This window comes from Stieleria maiorica (genome assembly GCF_008035925.1).
Classification (GTDB): Bacteria; Planctomycetota; Planctomycetia; order Pirellulales; family Pirellulaceae; genus Stieleria; species Stieleria maiorica.
Genome location: NZ_CP036264.1, coordinates 7044528 through 7046472, shown reverse-complemented (window position 1 = coordinate 7046472; position 1945 = coordinate 7044528). Strand labels below are relative to the sequence as shown.

At 60.2% G+C, this 1945-nt stretch carries 2 protein-coding genes; both read left to right on the top strand.

Going from position 1 to position 1945, the window contains the following annotated elements; all coding sequences use genetic code 11:
- Positions 1-375 precede the first annotated feature (375 nt).
- Complete coding sequence (locus Mal15_RS24120) at positions 376-1080, top strand: hypothetical protein (RefSeq protein ID WP_147870099.1); 705 nt, start codon at positions 376-378, stop codon at positions 1078-1080.
- Between the two features lie 74 nt (positions 1081-1154).
- Positions 1155-1787, top strand: a complete 633-nt coding sequence (locus Mal15_RS24115; protein WP_167547017.1) for a Uma2 family endonuclease — start codon at positions 1155-1157, stop codon at positions 1785-1787.
- The last annotated feature ends 158 nt before the right edge of the window (positions 1788-1945 follow it).

Sequence of the window (1945 nt, the reverse complement as noted above, 5' to 3'; positions counted from 1 at the left end):
CAATGATGCCTTTCAAGTCGATTCGGCACTGGAACGGTGAAAGGCAACCGACTAGCACGTGGCCCTTGCGGCGTTCCCGGCCGAGAGATGGGAATAGGGTCGCAAAGGGCGAGGAACGCAAACGAAGCACCATCGGCGTGAATCGCAGCTAAAGTTCGACGCGGAATTTCCGCATCGACTGTTGGTTCGATTCACGCGCGTGCAAGGACAGAGACCAACGATCGCGTGCCCCCCCGTTTTTGCCGCGTCGGCCCATCCCTGCGACCCCCACAGGTTAGTGGTTTCGCCACCAATTGCAAGCTTGCTTTTGATCCCCTCCGGATTTAGCATTGGCGGCTCTGACATCAACGAACCCACAGGCCGATGCTTCACCGAATGCTTGATCACCGATCTCTTTGCTCGTCACTGATCGGAATGCTGGTGTGCAGTTGGCTGGTATGGTTCGACGTGCGCCCCTGCCCGGCTGTCGTCGTCGCCTACCTCACTCCTTCGCGCGCTGTCGCGGGCGAGCAATTCGAAAGCGACTTGATGCTCGCGGGATCGGCCGATGCGATCGGTGATGTGATCGAGTTGATCAATGTGGACATCGTCCAAAGCACCATCAATACGGCTGCACTGTCCGATTACTCACGGGTGCGTTTCGACGCCCGGCCGCAATTCGCCCTGTGGCATGACGGGCAACAATTCGGCAGCGGATCACCGGGGTTCGAATCGCAAATCGTGTTGGATTCCTTTCTACCGTCCGAGCCGATTCCTTATGAGATCACGACAACGGATCCGTTTTCCGTCGGCACGTTAACGTTTGACTTTGGCGGGCTCGGGTTGCAGCCCGGCGACACGATCACGTTGGACATCTTAGGCCGCGATGACGGCACCGCGACGCGGACGACATCGATTGCCATCCGTGCTTCGGGCGCTTCGGAGACGACGTTGGTCAACCCCGCGTTTTCGTCGCCGAACGGATCGGAAAAAAGCGTCTTCACGATCGCGACGGCGATTCCCGAACCCGGCCCGATCGTCTTCCTGGCAACGACGCTGTTGGGCGCTGTTGTCTGCCGACGTTCGCGCCGCCGGGCGTGATTCGGTTACAATCAAAAATGCTGTCCTGCAGGCAACGCTGGCCTTTTTTAAGTTCGATCCCCAAGTCGTGTTTGATGTCATCCTCGCCCCCACCATCGCCGTCCTCTGACGCGGCCCCCGCCTGGGAGTTGGCGAGGTTGTTTCCGCTGCAGGGACAATGGCGTGATGCGGACTTTTTCCGCCTGCCGACCGACCGCTTGGTGGAATTGTCCGCAGGCCACCTGGAGGTGTTGCCGATGCCGACGTGGATGCATCAGATGATCGTGGACTTTCTCGCCGGATTGCTGCGTTCGGCGAGCGCGGCGGTCGGCGATGGGGCGCGCGTGTTACAGGCGCCGCTACCGGTCAGACTTTTCGAAGGGACCATTCGCGAGCCTGACCTGTTGTATTTGACGCCACGGTGCTTTCCCCCATCGCCCACCGATTATCCGAGTCGATTGGATATCGCCGTTGAAGTCGTCAGTGAGGGAGTCGAGGCACGGCACCGCGACTACGTCGCGAAACGCGCGGACTATGCCAGGGGCGGAGTCCAAGAGTATTGGATCATAGACCCCTTTGATCGAATCGTCACCGTCTTGACGCTCGACGGTAACGCCTATGAAGAATTCGGCGTCTTTCGAACAGGAGAGACCGCGAGGGGAATCTTCTTGCCCCCGCTGGCCGTCCGCGTGGACGAGGTGATGCGGTTGGTCGACGACGTGACCTGAAAAGGGGGACGGGGGTGAATGGCACGGGGATCAAACTGAGCCGTCGGCGCTAGCCTCGGGCCTTACAAGCAGGCGCTAGCCTCGGGCCTTACAAGTCGCGAAGGGCAATCCAAGGCCCGCGGCTAGCGCCGTCGGCTCACTAAGCCCGTGCCCTTCGG